This window comes from Caulobacter sp. AP07, from assembly GCF_000281955.1.
Taxonomy (GTDB): Bacteria; Pseudomonadota; Alphaproteobacteria; order Caulobacterales; family Caulobacteraceae; genus Caulobacter.
In genome coordinates this window covers 1-5,523 of the sequence record NZ_AKKF01000240.1, presented here as the reverse complement: position 1 = coordinate 5,523, position 5,523 = coordinate 1, and the positions used below count along the sequence as shown (strand labels likewise).

The window sequence follows — 5,523 nt, the reverse complement described above, 5'->3', positions numbered from 1 at the left end:
CTCTCCCCTCCGGGAGAGGGTGCATCAAACGCCGACCCTCTCTCCCTCACGCCTCGACACCAGACCGGTACGGCTGCGGTCCATGACCCCAGCCGACCCCCAACCCCTCGCGGGCCGCCACATCGCCGTCCTGCTCGGCGGCCCCTCCGCCGAGCGCGAGGTCAGCCTGGCCACGGGCGCGGCCTATATCGCCGCCCTCGAGCGCCTCGGCGCCAAGGTCACCCCCGTCGACCCCGGCCGCGACGTCGCCCAGGTCCTGGCCAAGCTGGCCCCCGACCTGGTCTTCAACGCCCTGCACGGGCGCTGGGGCGAGGACGGCCGGGTGCAGGGCGTGCTGGAGACCCTGGGCCTGCGCTACACCCACTCCGGCGTCCTGGCCTCGGCCCTGGCGATGGACAAGGCCAAGTCCAAGGCCGTGCTGGCGGCGGCCGGCGTCCCCGTGCCCGGCGGCGGCCTGTTCGACCGCCAAGATGTCGCGCGCGACCATGTGATGCAGCCGCCCTACGTGGTGAAGCCCAACGCCGAGGGATCGTCGGTCGGGGTGTTCGTCGTGCGCGAGGGCGCCAACGCGCCGCCGCCGGAACTGGCCGCGCCGGACTGGGCCTTCGGGGACGCGGTGATGGTCGAGCCCTACATCCCAGGATTGGAGCTGGCGGTCGCTGTCCTTGGCCGTGCAACGGGTCCAAGGGCTCTGGCGGTCACTGAAATTCGTCCGTCCACAGGTTTCTACGACTACGCCGCCAAGTATTCGCAAGGTGGATCGACCCACGTTATTCCAGCGCCAATCCCGAACGCAGTAAGGGACCGGGCGATGCGCATGGCGGAGCTTGGCCATGCAGCTCTTGGTTGCCAAGGTGTGACCCGATGTGACTTCCGTTATGACGGAATTAACGACCTTCTGGTCCTTCTAGAGGTCAATACGCAGCCTGGCATGACACCCACTTCGCTCGTTCCCGAGCAGGCGGACCACGTCGGGGTCTCGTTTGATCGTTTAGTGTTTTGGATCGTGGAGGACGCTTATGCCCGCGGTGATGCGGGGGGGATCGCGTAAGCCTACGCGCCCCCGGGCCGAAGCGCCCGCAAGTCCGAACAAGGGCCGGTCGGCCGCGCGTAACCCCGCGCCGCCGACGGGGAAGCTGCACGCCGCGCGTGGCGGGGTGGGCGTGTCGCCGCGGCTGGCCCTCGGCGTGGCCGGCGCGGCCCTGCTGATCGCCCTGGTCGCCACCCTGGCCACCGGTCATCGTACGGAACGGCTGGCCGCGGCCTTCGGGCGCGGCGTCGACGGCCAGTTCGCCGACCTGGGCTTCAAGCTCAAGGCCGTGCACATCGAAGGCGCCTCGCCGATGGCGAAGGCCGACATCATGAACGCCACGGCGCTCTACCAGGACCAGCCTACCCTGGGCATGGACCTCGAGGACCTGCGGGCCCGCGTCGAGAGCGTGGGCTGGGTCAAGACCGCCAAGGTCGTGCGCCTGCTGCCCGACACCGTCTCGATCACCGTCGAGGAGCGCCCGGCCCTGGCCGTCTGGCAGCATTCCGGCGCGATGCGGGTGATCGATGGCGAAGGGCGGATCATCCGCGAGGCCGACGCCGCGCGCTTCCCGCAGCTGCCGCTGGTGGTGGGGCAGGGGGCCGACCAGGCCGCCGGCGCCATCCTGCCGGCCGTCAATGCGCGGCCCCGGCTGCGGGACCGCCTGGAGGCCCTGGTGCGGGTCGACGACCGCCGCTGGGACCTGCGCCTGAAAGATGGTTCGCTGATCCAGCTGCCGGCCATTGACGAAGAGTCCGCGCTGATTCAATTGGATCAACTCGATCAACGACAACGAATCCTCGATCTCGGCTTCGCGCGCATCGATCTGCGCGATCCCGAGATGGTGGCCGTGAGGCCTCGTGACGCGGTGCTGCCCGGGCAGCCCGTGGCCGGCGGGGCCTGAAGATGAACTATGGGCGTGAGGTGTCTCTAACGATGTCGCGACTGGATGACCGGAAACAGGCCCGCGAAGGCCTGAAGGCGACGCTGGTGCGTCAGCCGGCGGTCGCGGCCGTCGACCTCGGCGCGTCCAAGGTGACCTGCTTCATCATGAAGCCGGACGGCATCCACCGCGACAACCGCACCCTGACCACCTCCGGCGTCGGCTATGTGCAGTCGCGCGGCGTGCGCGGCGGAGCGATCGTCAATCTGGACGAGGCGGCGCAAGCCATCGCCCAGGCCGTCGAGCGGGCCGAGACCGTGGCCGGCGTCAACGTCCAGGGCGTTTCGATCTGCACGGCCGGCGGCCAGCTGGCCAGCCACCGCGTCACCACCCAGGTGTCGCTGGGCGCCAGGCCGATCGCCGACGGCGACCTGTCGCGCGCCATCGCCTCGGCCCTGGCCCAGGTCCGCATTCCCGGCCGCAAGCCGATCCACCTGCTGCCGATCGCCTGGTCGGTGGACGGCCAGAAGGGCGTGCGCGATCCCCGCGCCATGTTCGGCCGCGCCCTGGGTCTGGAACTGCTGGTCGTCTCGATCAACGAGAACGTCTTCCACACCCTGGCCCACTGCGTCGAGCGGGCCCACCTGTCGTTCGAGGGCGTGGTCGCCGCGCCCTTCGCCTCGGCCCTGGCGGCCCTGGAAGAGGACGAGATGGACCTCGGCGCCGTCTGCATCGACATGGGCGGCGGCTCGACCTCGGTGGCGGTGTTCAACCAGGGCGCCCTGTGCCACGTCGACAGCCTGGCCGTCGGCGGCGGGCACGTGACGCAGGACATCGCCCGCGGCCTGCAGACCTCGGTCGCCGGCGCCGAGCGCATCAAGACCCTGCACGGCAGCGCCATCGCCTCGGCCAACGAGGACCGCGAGATGATCGAGGCCCCGCCGCGAGGCGACGATCCGGGCGCCGGTCCGGTGATCGCGCCCCGCAGCCTGCTGAAGGGCATCATCCAGCCGCGCGTCGAGGAGACGCTGGAACTGCTGCGCGAGCGCCTGCGGGCCTCGGGCGCGCCGGTCGAGCCGGGCGCGGGCATCGTCCTGACCGGCGGCGCCAGCCAGCTGGCCGGGGTGCGTGAAGTGGCCGTGCGGGTGTTCGACCGTCCCGTCCGCCTGGGCCGTCCGCGCCGGGTGCCGCACTTGGCCGACGCCGCGTCGGGTCCGGCCTTCTGCGCCGCCGCCGGCGTGCTGCACCGCTCGGCCTTCGGCCCGCGCGAGGTGGTCTCGCCCAAGGCCCTGGCCGGCGCCGCGATCCGCAAGCGCCCGATGGACCCCAACGCCAGCCCGGTCGCCAAGGCCGCCGCCTGGCTGCGCGACAATCTCTGACCGGACAATCGGGGACCCTGTCCCCCTCCTGGACCAAGGCTCCCGGAATCTAGGTTCCGGGAGCGCCAAGCTCGGCTGAGTCGCGCCGACCTGGACCCGACTGTAAATTTCTGTGACCGCGCGAATTTTCTCGTCTTGCCGGCCAAGGGCAAGAATTGCGGCCAAGTGTTAACAGAACTTAAGCATAAACCTTAAGGATCTAAGTGTCGGAAACACCTAACAGTGTAGTTTCAGGCCCTACGAAAACAGGGTTTCGGACGGCTTTTTCGGTCAGCGGCGTTCCGTCGCACAGCCTCTTCGGCTAGGTTCGGGAAGTGGAGGAAACCCCACGATTCCTTGGGATAACTGGATTTTTTCCCCTCTGCGGGGGTCGACCGAGGGCCGACTCAGCTTATGCAGTTAACCACCGATTAAGGTTGGTGGTTGTTCTGTTAACCCGATCGTCGAGATGACTCCCGGCGGTGTCTGCTCGGTAGTTGACGAATTCGGCGTTTAGGACGCGAGGGTCCCATGGCTATTTCTCTTTCCGCGCCGCGTACCACTGAACTGAAGCCGCGTATCGTGGTGTTCGGCGTCGGTGGCGCAGGCGGCAATGCTGTCAACAACATGATCGAGGCTGGCCTCGAGGGTGTTGAGTTCGTGGTGGCCAACACCGACGCGCAGCAGCTCCAGTTCGCCAAGACCGACCGTCGCATCCAGCTGGGCGTGCAAGTCACGCAAGGGTTGGGCGCCGGGGCTCACCCCGAAGTCGGCATGAGCGCCGCCGAGGAGAGCTTCCCGGAAATCGGCGAGCACCTGGACGGCGCGCACATGGTGTTCATCACCGCCGGCATGGGCGGCGGCACCGGCACCGGCGCGGCCCCGATCATCGCCAAGTGCGCTCGCGAACGCGGCATCCTGACCGTCGGCGTCGTCACCAAGCCCTTCCACTTCGAAGGCCGCCACCGCATGCGCCTGGCCGACGCCGGCATCGGTGAGTTGCAGCGCTATGTCGACACCCTGATCGTCATTCCGAACCAGAACCTGTTCCGCGTCGCCAACGAGCGCACCACCTTCGCCGAAGCCTTTGGCATGGCCGACCAGGTGCTGCACTCGGGCGTTCGTTCGATCACCGACCTGATGGTCCTGCCGGGCCTGATCAACCTCGACTTCGCCGACGTCCGCACGGTCATGACCGAAATGGGCAAGGCGATGATGGGCACCGGCGAGGGCACCGGCGAAGACCGCGCCCTGATGGCCGCCCAGAACGCCATCGCCAACCCGCTGCTGGACGAAGTCTCGCTGAAGGGCGCCAAGGCCGTGCTGGTCAACGTGACCGGCGGCATGGACATGACGCTTCTTGAAGTCGATGAAGCGGCGAACGCCATCTCGGATCAGGTCGATCCGGAAGCCAACATCATCTTCGGCGCCGCCTTCGACCCGTCGCTGGACGGCGTGATCCGCGTGTCGGTGGTCGCCACCGGCATGGACGGCGCCTCTATCGCCCAGATCGAGCCCAAGCCGGTGTCGCGCAACACCACGGCACAGCCGCTGGTGGTCGAGACCACCCGCCCGGCCCCGCAGCCCGCGCCGGCCCCGATCACCGCCGAGGCCGGCCGTCCGGGCATGCGCTACGAGCCGCGCCCGATCGAGCGTCCCGTCCAGACCGCGTCCTACGCGCCGGAACCGGCCTACGAAGAACCCGCCCCGACCGTCGACGCGCAGGAAGACCTGCGCTTCGAAGAGCCGGTGATGGAAGCCGCGCCCGAGCCCTATGTCGCGCCGGCCCCGCGCGTCACCCGCATCGTCGACCCGATGGTCGCCGAAGCCGACGACGAGCCGCTGTACAGCGAAACCTACGAAGACCGCCGCGCCCAGAAGTCGGGCGGCTGGATGAGCCTGTTCGGCGGTGGCCGCCAGCAGCGCTACGAGCAGCCGGCCGCTCAGCAGCAGCGTCCGGCGACGGGCTCGGCCCGTCCGGCCCTGCAACCGCTGGACCAGCCCCAGGCCGACGAAGGCGAGGATCTGGAGATCCCGTCCTTCCTGCGCCGCCTGGCCAACTGAAAAGCATCACGAGTTTAGTGGCGTACCAGTAAGCGTAAACGAGACGCCCGGGGTAAGAGCCCCGGGCGTTTTGCTGTGCGCGGTCTTTTTGGGGACAGGCGCATGCGCCTGTCCCCCGGGCCCCTAGTGGGTCTTGGCGGCCGCCTCGGCGGCGGCGTCGGCCTTCCGCTTCGCGGCGGCCGCCGCGT

4 protein-coding genes are annotated in these 5,523 nt (G+C 69.1%); all 4 read left to right on the top strand.

Features of this window, described 5'->3' with window-relative positions; all coding sequences use genetic code 11:
- The first annotated feature begins 82 nt into the window (after positions 1-82).
- The 4 genes from PMI01_RS21625 (at position 83) to ftsZ (ending at position 5,335) form a co-directional block, all read left to right on the top strand.
- On the top strand, positions 83-1,051 hold the full coding sequence (locus tag PMI01_RS21625; RefSeq protein ID WP_007674244.1) for a D-alanine--D-alanine ligase: 969 nt from the start codon (positions 83-85) through the stop codon (positions 1,049-1,051).
- Positions 1,020-1,934: a cell division protein FtsQ/DivIB gene (locus PMI01_RS21620; protein ID WP_007674242.1), complete on the top strand. Its 915-nt coding sequence runs from the start codon at positions 1,020-1,022 to the stop codon at positions 1,932-1,934. Before PMI01_RS21625 ends, PMI01_RS21620 begins: the two co-directional genes overlap by 32 nt.
- Before the next feature lie 32 nt (positions 1,935-1,966).
- Entirely contained in the window at positions 1,967-3,292 is a 1,326-nt protein-coding gene (gene ftsA / locus PMI01_RS21615; protein WP_007674240.1) for a cell division protein FtsA, read from the top strand.
- A 510-nt stretch (positions 3,293-3,802) separates the two neighbouring features.
- Complete coding sequence (gene ftsZ, locus PMI01_RS21610; RefSeq protein WP_007674238.1) at positions 3,803-5,335, top strand: cell division protein FtsZ; 1,533 nt, start codon at positions 3,803-3,805, stop codon at positions 5,333-5,335.
- Positions 5,336-5,523 lie beyond the last annotated feature (188 nt).

Excerpts from the sequence above, each read along its gene's own strand:
- ftsA (WP_007674240.1), top strand. The coding sequence starts at position 1,967 with ATGTCGCGACTGGATGACCGGAAACAGGCCCGCGAAGGCCTGAAGGCG.
- PMI01_RS21625 (WP_007674244.1), top strand. The coding sequence starts at position 83 with ATGACCCCAGCCGACCCCCAACCCCTCGCGGGCCGCCACATCGCCGTC.
- ftsZ (WP_007674238.1), top strand. The coding sequence starts at position 3,803 with ATGGCTATTTCTCTTTCCGCGCCGCGTACCACTGAACTGAAGCCGCGT.
- PMI01_RS21620 (WP_007674242.1), top strand. The coding sequence starts at position 1,020 with ATGCCCGCGGTGATGCGGGGGGGATCGCGTAAGCCTACGCGCCCCCGG.